This is a genomic window from Pontibacter lucknowensis, from assembly GCF_900156415.1.
In the GTDB taxonomy this organism is placed as follows: domain Bacteria; phylum Bacteroidota; class Bacteroidia; order Cytophagales; family Hymenobacteraceae; genus Pontibacter; species Pontibacter lucknowensis.
In genome coordinates this window covers 353266-365510 of the sequence record NZ_FTNM01000005.1, presented here as the reverse complement: position 1 = coordinate 365510, position 12245 = coordinate 353266, and the positions used below count along the sequence as shown (strand labels likewise).

Annotated in this window: 12 protein-coding genes; 5 read left to right on the top strand and 7 right to left on the bottom strand. The window is 50.2% G+C overall.

Features of this window, described 5'->3' with window-relative positions; all coding sequences use genetic code 11:
• The first annotated feature begins 159 nt into the window (after window positions 1-159).
• Window positions 160-1692, top strand: coding sequence for an AbgT family transporter (locus tag BW972_RS16510; protein ID WP_007657120.1), 1533 nt, complete (start codon window positions 160-162; stop codon window positions 1690-1692).
• A gap of 94 nt (window positions 1693-1786) precedes the next feature.
• On the opposite strand, the gene BW972_RS16505 is transcribed toward BW972_RS16510, so the two are convergent.
• Window positions 1787-2389, bottom strand: a complete 603-nt coding sequence (locus BW972_RS16505; RefSeq protein ID WP_076422917.1) for a porin family protein — start codon at window positions 2387-2389, stop codon at window positions 1787-1789.
• 209 nt (window positions 2390-2598) lie between these two features.
• On the bottom strand, window positions 2599-2991 hold the full coding sequence (locus BW972_RS16500) for a RidA family protein (protein ID WP_076422915.1): 393 nt from the start codon (window positions 2989-2991) through the stop codon (window positions 2599-2601).
• A gap of 168 nt (window positions 2992-3159) precedes the next feature.
• Between BW972_RS16500 and BW972_RS16495 the strand changes: the two genes are divergently transcribed.
• Both BW972_RS16495 and BW972_RS16490 read left to right on the top strand, forming a co-directional pair.
• A complete protein-coding gene (locus BW972_RS16495) occupies window positions 3160-4143 on the top strand; it encodes a radical SAM protein (RefSeq protein WP_076422914.1) in 984 nt (327 codons plus the stop codon).
• A gap of 126 nt (window positions 4144-4269) precedes the next feature.
• Window positions 4270-4788, top strand: a complete 519-nt coding sequence (locus tag BW972_RS16490) for a gamma carbonic anhydrase family protein (protein ID WP_076422912.1) — start codon at window positions 4270-4272, stop codon at window positions 4786-4788.
• Window positions 4789-4836: 48 nt separating this feature from the next.
• Here the strand turns inward: BW972_RS16490 and BW972_RS16485 are convergent, their stop codons facing one another.
• Complete coding sequence (locus BW972_RS16485) at window positions 4837-6174, bottom strand: hemolysin family protein (RefSeq protein WP_076422910.1); 1338 nt, start codon at window positions 6172-6174, stop codon at window positions 4837-4839.
• 189 nt (window positions 6175-6363) lie between these two features.
• Window positions 6364-6675, bottom strand: a complete 312-nt coding sequence (locus BW972_RS16480; RefSeq protein ID WP_007657101.1) for a hypothetical protein — start codon at window positions 6673-6675, stop codon at window positions 6364-6366.
• A gap of 403 nt (window positions 6676-7078) precedes the next feature.
• Here BW972_RS16480 and BW972_RS16475 point away from each other — a divergent pair, with 403 nt between their 5' ends.
• A complete protein-coding gene (locus BW972_RS16475; protein WP_076422908.1) occupies window positions 7079-9319 on the top strand; it encodes a protein-disulfide reductase DsbD family protein in 2241 nt (746 codons plus the stop codon).
• Between the two features lie 156 nt (window positions 9320-9475).
• Here the strand turns inward: BW972_RS16475 and BW972_RS16470 are convergent, their stop codons facing one another.
• The 3 genes from BW972_RS16470 to BW972_RS16460 form a co-directional block, all read right to left on the bottom strand.
• Complete coding sequence (locus BW972_RS16470) at window positions 9476-10084, bottom strand: superoxide dismutase (RefSeq protein WP_007655267.1); 609 nt, start codon at window positions 10082-10084, stop codon at window positions 9476-9478.
• An 89-nt stretch (window positions 10085-10173) separates the two neighbouring features.
• Entirely contained in the window at window positions 10174-10623 is a 450-nt protein-coding gene (locus tag BW972_RS16465) for a nucleoside deaminase (protein WP_262502671.1), read from the bottom strand.
• A gap of 101 nt (window positions 10624-10724) precedes the next feature.
• Window positions 10725-11276, bottom strand: a complete 552-nt coding sequence (locus tag BW972_RS16460) for a hypothetical protein (protein WP_007655264.1) — start codon at window positions 11274-11276, stop codon at window positions 10725-10727.
• Between the two features lie 212 nt (window positions 11277-11488).
• On the opposite strand from BW972_RS16460, the gene BW972_RS16450 reads away from it, so the two are divergent.
• Complete coding sequence (locus tag BW972_RS16450; RefSeq protein WP_007655260.1) at window positions 11489-11920, top strand: hypothetical protein; 432 nt, start codon at window positions 11489-11491, stop codon at window positions 11918-11920.
• Window positions 11921-12245 lie beyond the last annotated feature (325 nt).

The window sequence follows — 12245 nt, the reverse complement described above, 5'->3', positions numbered from 1 at the left end:
CAATTTTTGATGATAAACGAAGGTATGGCTTTTTGTTAAAATTTGCGAGGCTGCAAAATTTTGGGCAATTTCGGAACCCCGTTTGCTATGGCCTTGACTGCCCGGCACCTGTACCTGAACAGGCGCTGAGTGGGCGGGAACCTTAAACCAACCTTTTTTATGACGCAAATCAAGAAAAAAAAGTCAGGGATTGACAAGTTCCTATCCATAGTGGAGCGCATCGGCAACGCCCTGCCACACCCGGCCACGCTCTTTGCAGGCTTTGCGCTGCTCGTGATCATCCTGTCATGGGTAGCCAGTTTGTTTGACCTGGCGGTAACGCACCCGGGCACAGGCAAGATCATAACACCGGTTAACCTGCTCTCTACTGAAGGCCTGCACATGATCCTGACCCGCATGGTGACCAACTTCACCGACTTCGCTCCGCTGGGTACGGTGCTTGTTTCCTTGCTGGGTATAGGTATAGCCGAGGGCACGGGTCTGATCGGTGCGGTGCTGCGTCTGGTAGTGCTTTCATCACCCAAGCGTCTGCTCACCTTCGTGATCGTGTTTGCGGGTGTTATCTCCAATACGGCTTCTGAAGTGGGTTACGTGCTGCTGGTGCCACTGGCGGCGGTGATCTTCCTGGCGGCCGGCCGTAATCCGCTGGCTGGTCTGGCGGCTGCTTTTGCGGGTGTGTCGGGTGGCTACAGTGCCAACCTGTTGCTGGGTACCATCGACCCGCTGTTGGCTGGTCTGTCTACGGAGGCGGCACGTATCATTGATGCCGATTATACCGTGAATCCGGCGGCCAACTATTACTTCATGTTTGTTTCTACCTTCCTGGTAGCTGGTTTGGGTACCTGGGTGACTGAAAAAATTGTAATTCCGAGGCTGGGCGAGTACAATGGCGACGAAAAGCCCCAGAGCATCGACCGCCTGAACAGTCAGGAGAAGCGTGGTCTTCTTTACGCCTCCCTGGCTATCCTGGCTTCGATTGCCTTTGTATTGGGCGGTTTGCTGCCGGAGGATGGTTATCTACGCAACCCGGAGACGGGGGAGATACTTAATTCGCCATTCATGTCAGGTATAGTGGCCTTCATTTTCCTGCTTTCTGCCATTGGCGGTATCGCTTATGGTATAGGCGCCAAGACCATCAAAAACGACAGCGATGTGATGCGTGGCATGTCTAAGTCAATGGAGACACTGGGCTCTTATATCGTACTCGTGTTCTTCGCGGCACAGTTCGTGGCCTACTTCAACTGGACTAACCTGGGCCTGATTCTGGCCATTAACGGAGCCGATGTGCTGCAGACCATGGGCCTGAGCGAGATTCCGCTGATGATCATGTTCATTCTGGTGGCCGCTGTGATCAACCTCGTAATGGGTTCGGCCTCAGCTAAGTGGGCGATCATGGCACCGGTGTTCATCCCGATGTTTATGCTGCTGGGTTATTCGCCGGAGTTCACGCAGGTAGCCTACCGCATCGGCGATAGCGTAACCAACATTATCTCGCCAATGATGTCGTACTTCGCTCTGATCGTGGCCTTCATACAGCGCTATGACAAGAACGCAGGTATAGGCACCGTGATCTCGACGATGCTTCCTTACTCGATCGTGTTCTTTATCGGCTGGGTAGTGCTGCTGATTGTCTGGATTATAATTGGTCTGCCAATTGGTCCGGGTGCCGAGATGTACATAACGCAGCCTTAACAGGTATGCTGCTAAGCAGAACAGCCGGTGCAGGATATACCTGCACCGGCTGTTCTGTTTTAAAGTAGCTTGGTTGCTGCATAAAGGCTATGCCTTAAAACAGCTTCAGTCCCAAACTCAGCAAGATCTGTTCATTAGCCAGGTCATAGTTACTCTGTAAAGACGGATCTGAGTAATTGCGGTTGATGCGCTCGTAACGCACATCTACGGTCAGGCGCTGTATGTCGAGGCCTATACCTGCCTGATATCCCCAGTCAGAGCCTGACATAAAACTCTTAATACTCTGTCCCTCCTGGCGCGCGCTCAATAGATTGGAGGCAACCGGACCTGCCTGTATACGAACCAGGTTGGCAATGCTTATACCTGCCATAATGGGCACATCGAGCCGGTTAAATTTGATGTCGGATACACGGTTTGTAATGGAGGTATTGGGATTAGATTCCAGTCGTCCGCCGGTTTGCGTGAAAATAGCTTCAGGCTGAATAAAAAAGCCCAGGATATTAACGCGGGCAAAAGCACCGGCATGGTAACTGGTTACAGATTCCTTGTTGGCGTACTCAGCGGGGTTACTGGTGACATCGTGTACACTTACACTCGAGGAGCCCACGCCAGCCTTCAGACCACCGGTTAAAAACTGTGCCTGTGCCGCCGTACTCAGGGCGACCAGCGCAAATATAGTTAGCACTAAATTTTTCATAGCTATAAGATTAGTTTCAAGATTTTATACCGAAGCCAAATCGGCACAGGTATAACGAATGATCAATAGCCTTTTAGTACGTAACCGTGTGAATATAGGGTATTCAGTATTGAATTATGGTACTATTCCTTTGTTTTGCTGGCTGTTAATGTGGGCTGCCATCCTGTGGTCCAGTCACTACACCAGGTATAGCACTTCGGTTAATTGGGTTAACCTTCTGAGCTCAGAATCGCTGTGACCTCAATTTCCACGAGCTGCTCCGGCTTGATCAGTGCCCGCACTTCTACCATGGTTGAGGTTGGCTTGATGTTGCTGAAGAACTCACCGTGAGCACGACCGACAGCCTCCCATTGGCTGATGTCAGTCACATAGATACGGGTACGCACCACCTGCTTCATCGTAGCGCCGACTTCTTGCAGCGCCTTCTCTATCTTCTGTAGAATGTACCGGGCCTGCTCGTAAGCATCGCCTATACCAATCACCTGATCGCCCTCAGTAGCCGTAGTGCCCGCCACCTCCACTATATTGCCGACACGCACAGCACGGCTATACCCAATAATATCTTCCCACACAGCGCCAGAAGAAATGTTTTGTCTTTTCATAGAGTTTAGAAAGTTAAAGAGTTTAAGAAATTAGGAGTTAGAAAGGCATACCTGTGCACGATTTAGCCATGTAACCATTTCCATTCTCAGGTATTTTAGCATCCAACCTCCTTCTATACCTGATACTCCGGCAGAATCCTTAATTTTGAGTGAACAACTCTCTACCAGATGCGCCTGAGATCGAAACCTGTGCTTTGCAACTATTACGTTACGTACCGCTGTAACGCAAAGTGCTCGTTTTGTGACATCTGGGAGAAGCCTTCGCCTTACATAACGCTGGAGGACGTGGCACAAAACCTGCATGACCTGAAGCGGCTTGGGGTACAGGTGATTGACTTCACGGGTGGCGAGCCCTTGCTGCACCGTCAGATCGATCAGATGTTGGGTATGGCACACGACATGGGTTTCATCACCACGCTCACCACCAACGGTATGCTCTATCCCAAACTGGCAGAACGGCTGAAAGGCAAGATAGACATGCTGCACTTTTCGCTGGACTCGGCTCACAAGGAAGTGCACGACACTGGCCGTGGTGTGGCCTGCTATGATTTCGTGATGGAATCGATACAGGTGGCGAAGTGGCTAGGTGAGCGTCCGGATATTTTGTTTACAGTGTTTCGTCACAATCTGGACCAACTGGAGGAGGTATACCGGACCATTACGCAGCCCAACAAACTCATGCTTATCATCAACCCGGCCTTTGAGTACAACGATGTGGCCGTGGGGGAGCAGCTAACGGAAGAAGAACTGGATTACCTGACGGCCTTCGGAAAGCGTAAAGGCGTATACCTGAACGAGGGTTTCGTACAGCTGCGTCGCGACGGAGGAAACAGGGTAGCAGACCCGGTGTGCAAAGCGGCCAGCACCACACTGGTCATCTCTCCGGAAAATGAGCTGGTATTGCCTTGCTACCACCTGGGCACCAAAAGTTTCCCGATTCAAGGCAAACTGGCTGAGCTATACCTGAGCCAGGAGGTGGAAGAACTGAAGCAGTTAGAGGGACGGTTACCGGCTTGCGAGGGCTGCACCATCAACTGCTACATGCAACCCAGCTTTGCCGTAGAAATAAACAAGTACTTCTGGAAAGCCCTGCCCAGCACACTCAAATATAACCTGAGCAAAGGGACCTGGAAGCGGCTTTTGAATGGTTGAATTGTTCTATTGTCTGAATCAGGATTAAGATCCGTGCATGATTCGGACAGGCCGTGGCCTGTCCCTGCGAGGGTGTACTTATAAAACTCTTTAACTCTCAAACTTCTAAACTTTCTAACTTAAAATATGCCAGTTATACTTCCTGTGAAAGGTATAAGCCCACAGATGGGCGAAGATTGCTTTGTGGCTGAGAATGCTACGATCGTGGGCGATGTAGTGATGGGCCGCGAGTGTTCCGTATGGTTTAATGCCGTGATCCGGGGCGATGTAAATGCGATCCGGATTGGTGATAAAACCAATATTCAGGATGGTGCCGTGATCCACTGCACTTACCAGAAAGCCGCTATTACCATCGGCAACAACGTGTCGATTGGCCATAATGCTATTGTGCATGGCTGTACCGTGGAAGATAACGTTCTGATCGGGATGGGAGCTATTGTGATGGACAATGCGCTCGTGCAGAAGAACTGCATCGTAGCGGCGGGTGCCATTGTGCTGGAGAACACCGTGTGTGAGTCGGGATTTATTTACGCCGGTATACCTGCCAAAAAGGTGAAACAGCTGAGTCAGGAGCAGATCGATGGCCTGGATAAAGTGGCCAATAACTATGTGATGTACAGCGGCTGGTTTACTAATCCGGAATGATAGTAGCAGAAAAACAAAGGCCATACCGCACAGGTATGGCCTTTGTTTTTAATAGGTTGGCTCCTCTGTTTGCGGTTCTATTTGGGATCGGAAGTCATCTCTAATAGTGAAGAGTACCCATTCCACACGGCGGTCAGACTTTTCCAGTACCCGGATCGCATACTCATTGAACTCCGCCACCTCGTTTGCATCCTCTGGTATGTGGCCGTAGATCATGGTCACAAAGCCGCCAACCGTTTCATAGTCCTCGCCTTCAGGCAGCGCAAAGGGCAGGTAGTCGTTCGCGTCTGACACAGGGGCGGCGCCATTGACACGGTATTCAAAGTCGCTCAGGCGCTCCACAATAGGCACCTCCTCGTCGTATTCGTCCTGAATTTCGCCTACCAGCTCCTCGATGATGTCTTCTATGGTCACGATGCCCGACACACCGCCAAACTCATCGGTTACGATGGCCATGTGCATGTGGCGACGCTGGAACTGTTGCAGGAGGCGTGGGATCTTCTTCGTCTCCGGAACGAAATAGGCCGGACGCATCAGCTTTTCAATGATAATCGGCTCACCCAGGCGCATCAGGCTCAGGATATCCTTGACATAGAGCACCCCCACAATGTTATCGATGGAACCGTCGTAAACTGGTAAACGTGAGTAGCCTTCCTCAAAAATCAGCTCCATCAGTTCCGGCTCGGGGATGTTCACATCAATGGCCACCATGCGTGTGCGGGGTACCATGATCTGCTTCACCATGCGCTCGTTAAACTCAAACACGTTCTCGAGCAGCTCGTGCTGGGAGTCAACAAGCAGTCCGCCCTCTGCACTTTGTTCAAAAAGCAGGCGCAGTTCTTCAGGGGAGTGTACCTCGGAGCCATGCACGGGACGAATGCCCATAGAGCGCAGCACCAGGTTGGCAAAGCCGTTGAGTAACCAGATAAAAGGCCTGAACAGGTAGTAGAAAAAGCGGAGTGGCAGCGTAATGGCCAGTGTAGTGGCTTCAGAGCGCTGAATAGCCAGTGACTTTGGCGCCAGCTCGCCGAATACGATGTGAAGGACAGTGATGATGGCGAAAGAGATCGGAAGGGCTATTTTGTGGGCCAGTGCCTCACTGCCCTGGAAGCCAAAGAAATTCATCACATTAATCACGATCTGGGCAACGACGCTTTCGCCGATCCAACCCAACCCGAGCGATGCCAGGGTAATGCCAAGCTGTGTAGCCGACAGATAGGCATCGAGGTGGGTGAGCATGTGCTGGGCCAGCCTGGCCATAGAACTGCCAGCCTGCGCCCGAAGTTCGATTTGTGAAGCACGCACCTTCACGATCGCAAACTCCGCCGCCACAAAAAAGCCGTTAAGCAATACCAGAAATATAGTGAGTAGGATGTTTAGAATCATAGCGTGTTACGGCGCGGTTTGCTTCCGGCTGCGTAAAATTAAGCTAAAATACGTGGTTTTACTATATATGTATGTGCTATTGGCAAGAATACATGCAGCTGGCATCGTGGCACAGGCTTGCAGGGCCTTGTCTTAAAACAAGAAAAGGTGCCACAGGGCACCTTTTCTTGTTGATACATCTTCAGGTGGTTAGTATTGAACCTGCATGACGGGTGCCTGGGCGGTGCTGAACAACTCGCGGGCATTTTCCGGCGAAAGGAGGGGCATGAAGATAGCCTTAGCCTCTGCTTCGGAGATCATTCTATAAACATGCTCTGAAGAAGTATCGAGGAAGGGATTGCAGAAGGAGTAAATAAATTCGTCTGAAAAAGTACGGTATACAATATGAAAATTGTGTTTCTCGTCGCGCACAAGTTTGATCGCCTTGAAAGTAAAATCAAGTTCTTTGCCGCAGACAGTTTTGATAGTGGTGAATTCCTTTGGCTGAAAGTCTGTATTCATAGTTTTGAATGTAGGTTTTGTAAATAATCCAGTATAAAATATACGTTTTGGTAGCTCTTAAAATTCCCTGTCTGGCCAAAGAAGCTCTTTATATCCGTGAACGGCATGGAATAGCGGGTGAGAGTCAGAGTATTGGCTACCAGAGGCTTAGTATGCGTGCATACGATAATGGAACGTTGGTTTATAAGTGAACTAACAGTCTGAGAGTCTGTTTAGAAACTACCTGCTGTTAGTTTCTGTTATTTATAGCATCAGGACCGGCATTTGAGGGCAATAGGTTGTCATCTGTCTATTAGGTTGGATCGATGCAGCCAGACAGATGGGGCTTTCGATCAAAATCTCTACTTTTGCAGTGAGGCTTTCGGGCTTCCTTGATCTTAATAAATTAACTAGATATACCCTTATGAGAAATAATTTGAGGCTGACGCTTCGCCTTCACTGGCTGTTTGTGGTCCTGTTGACCTTTGCAGCACAAATGGTGCAGGCACAGGTGCTGAAGCCTGCTTCCTGGAGCTACGATGTTTCCAAAAAGGAAGTAAAAGTAGGCGATGAAGTCGAACTCATTTTTAATGTCAAAATAGACAAGGATTGGTACCTCTACTCTTCTGACTTTGACCCGGACCTGGGCCCGATGGTGACGGAGTTTAGGTTTGCCAAGCACCCTTCTTACCAGTTGGTGGGCAAGATCAAACCCATCAATCCGAAGAAGAAATATGATGAGCTGTGGGAAGGGGAGTATACCTATTTTGTGGGCACAGCTCAGTTCAGGCAGAAGATCAAGGTGCTGCAGCCTGATCTGGTAGTCAAAGGCTCTTACGAATACCAGGTATGTACTGATATTGACGGCAAGTGCATTCCGTTCGATGATGACTTTGCCTTTACCAATGCCCAGATAAAAGTAACAGCAGCCACTGGAGCCGCTACGCCTGCTACGGTGCCGGTGGAGACATCGGCTGCAGCGCTGGAGAAGTCCCCGAAAGAAGCTACCACCCAAGCCACAGCCCCCGATGGACTCGATACTTCTCTCCCGGAGACGGTGCGAGAGGATACGGCGCTTATGGAAACAGAGTCTCTTGAAGTAGCCGCATTTGGCGACACTGCTGCGACCGGTTCGGGTGATGTGGTAACACCGGCTCTTACCGGGGAAACCGGTGAGGCAGAGGATGCAGAAAGCCTATGGAAATTCATGCTGGTTGCTTTTGTCTTTGGTCTTGGCGCCTTATTGACTCCATGCGTATTCCCGATGATTCCGATGACGGTGAGCTTTTTCACTAATGGTAGTGCCAACCGCGGGCAGGCTATTTTCAAAGCGCTTCTCTATGGCTTCTCTATCATTGCCATCTATACCCTGGTGGGTACGATCGTAGCCAGGTTGTTTGGAGCCGATGGTGCCAACTTCATCAGTACACACTGGCTGCCCAACCTGATTTTCTTTGCCGTATTCATTATTTTCGCCATGTCCTTCTTTGGCATGTTCGAGATCACACTGCCTAGTTCCTTCCTGACAAAGGTAGACGCACAGGCAGACAAAGGGGGAATTATCGGTGTGTTCTTCATGGCATTCACGCTGGTGCTGGTGTCTTTCTCTTGCACAGGCCCCATTGTGGGCAGTATTCTCGTGGCGTCCGCCGGAGGCGAAACGGTGCGCCCGGTAGTGGGTATGCTGGGCTTTTCGCTGGCTTTTGCGCTGCCTTTCACGCTCTTCGCTGTTTTCCCTTCATGGCTTAACAGCCTGCCTAAATCCGGTGGCTGGCTGAACTCCGTGAAGGTGGTGCTGGGCTTTATTGAACTGGCGCTGGCGCTTAAGTTTTTGAGCATCGCCGACCAGGTATACCACTGGGGCATTTTGGATCGCGAGGTATACCTGGCCCTCTGGATCGTTATCTTCACACTAATGGGCTTCTACCTGCTAGGCAAGCTGAAGTTTTCACACGACTCTGACCTGAAGCATATTGGGGTACCGCGCCTGTTTTTGGCAATCGCCACGTTCGGCTTTGTGGTATACCTGATACCTGGTTTGTTTGGCGCTCCGCTCAAGGCCCTGTCAGGTTACCTGCCTCCGCAGTCCACTCACGACTTCGACCTGAATGCCATTGCGCGCCAGAGTGGTGGAGGTAGCACAACCACAGCAACACTGGCTGGCAGTCAACTGTGTGAGACGCCTAAATACGGTGATTTCCTGCACCTGCCGCATGGCCTGCAAGGCTATTTTGACCTGGAGCAGGCCAAACGCTGTGCTGCCGAGCAGGGCAAACCTATCTTCATTGACTTCACGGGCCATGGCTGTGTGAACTGCCGCGAAATGGAAGCCAACGTGTGGTCGGATCCGGAGGTGCTGAAGCGCCTGCAGGAAAACTATGTGATAGCGGCCCTTTATGTGGATGACAGAACAGAATTGCCTGAAAGTGAGTGGTACGTGAGCGAACACGATGGGAAAGAAAAGAAAACCATTGGCAAGAAATACGCCGACTACCAGATCACGAAGTTCAATGTGAACGCGCAGCCCTACTATGTGCTAATGGACGAAAATGAGAATATGCTGGTAGAGCCAGTGGCTTATGACCGAAGCGTAGAAAATTTCGTGAAGTTCCTCGACGCAGGCGTAGAGGCTTATAACAAGCAGAAGCAGGTCGCGAAGAAGTAACGGTAGACCTCACAGTGTCTTCCAGGCCTGTGAGTGTCTTGCCCCCGATACGGGAAAATACAGGCTTTCACAGGAACTACGCACACTGTGGGGGCAGAAACAAGAAAGCCCCACCTCTTGAGGTGGGGCTTTCTTGTATGAAGTATCAGGTATACCTTACTTCGCTTCGTTGTAGCGACGGGTTACTTCTTCCCAGTTCACCACATTCCAGAACGCGTTGATATAGTCCGGACGACGGTTCTGGTAGTTCAGGTAGTAAGCGTGCTCCCATACGTCAAGACCCAGGATTGGCTGACCGCCGCATCCTTCAGCGAATGACATCAGGGTGTTGTCCTGGTTTGGTGTAGAGCAAATCTCCAGCTTGCCGTCTTTTACGCAAAGCCAGGCCCAGCCAGAGCCGAAGCGTGTAGCTGCAGCCGCATTGAACTTCTCTTTCATCTGGTCAAAAGAACCAAAAGCAGAGTTGATGGCATCAGCTATCTCGCCTGAAGGCTGACCACCGCCGTTTGGAGAAAGGATCGTCCAGAACAGGTTGTGGTTGTAGTAACCACCACCATTGTTGCGAACGGCTTTGTTGTCTTCTTTTACATTGCGCATGATCTCCTCAATGCTCATGTTCTCCATCTCAGTGCCCGCAATTGCCTTATTCAGGTTGTCGGTATATGCCTGGTGGTGCTTCGTATGGTGGATTTCCATCGTGCGCGCATCAATATGTGGTTCAAGCGCGTCATAGGCGTAAGGTAGTTTCGGTAATTCGAAAGCCATAGTTTTATGTGGTTTTATGTGTGAAAAAATAGCATGCGTACAGATTTATAGGTGTACGTATGCATTTGAAATGTGAGTTTCAAAGATAGTTATTTTCTTTTGGCTGCAAAGAACGAAGCCATCAGTTCGGCGCACTCCTGCGCCATAACACCACTCACCATCTCCGTTTTGGGGTGCAGCAGATTTCCTACCCGTCTGTAACCACGCTTCGGTTCAGGTGTTCCGAACACTACCCGCTTGAGCTGTGCCCAGTAGCTGGCGCCAGCGCACATCACACAAGGCTCCACGGTCACATACAGGGTGCAGTCGTGCAGATATTTATTACCCAAGTACTCGGCAGCGGCGGTGAGGGCCAGCATCTCGGCATGGGCTGTTACGTCATTCAGCTTTTCGGTCTGGTTGTAGGCTTTGGCAATGATACGGTTGTTGCTCACGACCACGGCTCCAATCGGAATCTCCCCCTCTTCGAAGGCGTAAGTTGCCTGTCGGTAAGCCTCCTGCATAAAGTGATCGTCGCTGTGTATAGAAAGTAAGTCCACAGGTATAAGTGTATTGGTGTTTGCTTTTGCACAAGATACAAAAAAAAGCCCCTCCGGGAAAGGAGGGGCCTCAGTAACCAGGTATAGGGTTTAGTTCGCTTTTACGTTTTTATTCTAACTGAGCCCATAATCTCGCGGGCTGTGTCCTGCCAGTTGTTCTTCATCATAAATGGCATGTGCATAGAGAAGACCATCAACTGATTACCCTGCACGGTGTACTGCATGATGCTATACTTCTGCACCGGTGACAGGTGACTGCCAGAGCGCTCATCGGCCATCACTGATACAAACTCAAACACAATGTAATCGCGGCCATTGATCGTGGCTACTTCATCTCTGATAAAATCCACCTTCGTGAAGCGCTCCAGCAGGTTAGCCTTGTACACATCGCGAAGCATTTTCAAGTCCTGAGCGCCAAACTGCGACCGCTTCTGTGTCATGCTGAAATCCACCTGGCCATTGGGGCTGGAGTAAACGGCCACAGGTCGGTTGGCTGCCGGGTACTTGCGGGCAATACCATCGTCAGGGAGCGGCGTAAAGTCGCGGGGCAGCATGATGCTGACCTCCTTGGTGATCTGGGTTTTCTTAAGTTTAGTATCAGCCAGGGCTACGCCGGCAATCAGGATAATAGCTAAAAAGGCTAAGTAGCGCATGTTCATAGGGTTGTTCGGGCAAAGGTATCAAATAATAAGGACTGTGATAGACAGTAGCAATTATTTTGCCAAAGCTGCAGCAGTGCCTGATCAGAGCGTGCGCTCTGTGGTTTTATATCTTCTGTGGGTGAATGACGTTAAAAATGAAACAGCTGAGTTTAGCGGTATAATTCCAGCTGCCTGAAATTAAATATCATGTAAACGTAAAAGCTATGTTAGGAAACATCATCAACAGCGTAAAAGGACAACTGACTGGCGAACTGCAGGACAAGTTCAATATTGACTCAGGACAAGCCAACCAGTCCGTGGATCTGGCTAAGGACCATGTAACGGAGGGCCTGAAGAAAGAGGCTTCGGGGGGAGATGCCGGGGGGATCATGAACATGCTGAAAGGTCAGAAAGCGCCTCAGGACAGCCAGGCCATGAACAGTACCATCCAAAACTATATAGGGGATCTGACTTCTAAAGTAGGTATACCGGAGTCTGTGGCAAAGCAGGTGGGGCCCTTTGTCGTGTCCTTTCTGATGAACAAGATCGGCGGCAACGTCAACAGCCAGTCGGATCTGATGGGGATGCTGGGCGGTGGATTGACCGATAAACTGCCCAAAGGCATGGGAGATAAGCTCGGAGGGCTTTTTAAATAAGCTACAGGAGGGCCGAAATAAGAGAAGCCATACCTAGTAGGTATGGCTTCTCTTTGGTTGTGTTGTTGTGTTTTTTGGTTGCAAGTCGGCAACTTACTTACATCTCACCTTAAACAAGTGTACCTATAATTGCCGGAGCGGGGAGCTCCAAAGCAATATTTTTAAGTCAGTTATCAAAAACTGAGTCGTGTTTTCAATGATGACTTCTTAACCGTGCCAAGTCCTAAAAAGTTTAACAGTAGTAAAAAGAAAAGTCGGGAATCACTTCCAGTACAAACTGCTCCGATATGCAACAGTCGTACTGCGTTTGTGAGCGCGGCGCGAA

Excerpts from the sequence above, each read along its gene's own strand:
- BW972_RS16510 (WP_007657120.1), top strand. The coding sequence starts at position 160 with ATGACGCAAATCAAGAAAAAAAAGTCAGGGATTGACAAGTTCCTATCC.
- BW972_RS16505 (WP_076422917.1), bottom strand. The coding sequence starts at position 2,389 with ATGAAAAATTTAGTGCTAACTATATTTGCGCTGGTCGCCCTGAGTACG.
- BW972_RS16500 (WP_076422915.1), bottom strand. The coding sequence starts at position 2,991 with ATGAAAAGACAAAACATTTCTTCTGGCGCTGTGTGGGAAGATATTATT.
- BW972_RS16495 (WP_076422914.1), top strand. The coding sequence starts at position 3,160 with ATGCGCCTGAGATCGAAACCTGTGCTTTGCAACTATTACGTTACGTAC.
- BW972_RS16490 (WP_076422912.1), top strand. The coding sequence starts at position 4,270 with ATGCCAGTTATACTTCCTGTGAAAGGTATAAGCCCACAGATGGGCGAA.
- BW972_RS16485 (WP_076422910.1), bottom strand. The coding sequence starts at position 6,174 with ATGATTCTAAACATCCTACTCACTATATTTCTGGTATTGCTTAACGGC.
- BW972_RS16480 (WP_007657101.1), bottom strand. The coding sequence starts at position 6,675 with ATGAATACAGACTTTCAGCCAAAGGAATTCACCACTATCAAAACTGTC.
- BW972_RS16475 (WP_076422908.1), top strand. The coding sequence starts at position 7,079 with ATGAGAAATAATTTGAGGCTGACGCTTCGCCTTCACTGGCTGTTTGTG.
- BW972_RS16470 (WP_007655267.1), bottom strand. The coding sequence starts at position 10,084 with ATGGCTTTCGAATTACCGAAACTACCTTACGCCTATGACGCGCTTGAA.
- BW972_RS16460 (WP_007655264.1), bottom strand. The coding sequence starts at position 11,276 with ATGCGCTACTTAGCCTTTTTAGCTATTATCCTGATTGCCGGCGTAGCC.
- BW972_RS16450 (WP_007655260.1), top strand. The coding sequence starts at position 11,489 with ATGTTAGGAAACATCATCAACAGCGTAAAAGGACAACTGACTGGCGAA.